This window comes from Mesorhizobium sp. WSM4871, from assembly GCF_055811295.1.
In genome coordinates, this window is record NZ_JBVVPU010000082.1 from 1 (window position 1) to 231 (window position 231).

A 231-nucleotide genomic window follows, 5' to 3' on the forward strand; every position below is an offset into this window, starting at 1 on the left:
TGGCAGGGTAGCGGGAGGTCATTGGAAAGCGAGGCGCGAGGCACCCCCCTGGGGGGGGGGGGGGGGGGGGGGCGCCCCCCCCCCCGGGGGGGGGGGGGGGGGGGGGGGGGGGGGGGGGCAGGGGGGGGGGGGGGGGGGGAGGTTGGGGGGGGGGGGGGGGGGGGGAGGGGGGGGAGGGGGGGGGGGAGGAGGGGGGAGGGAGGGCGCGGAGCGCGAGAGGGCAGCCAGCGG

The 231-nt window shown here is 86.6% G+C and carries 1 protein-coding gene; it reads left to right on the forward strand.

Translation table 11 applies throughout. From position 1 onward, the window contains the following. Positions 1-231 (forward strand): hypothetical protein (locus AC0L2H_RS32610; protein WP_473593694.1); only part of this gene is annotated, 231 nt, incomplete at both ends.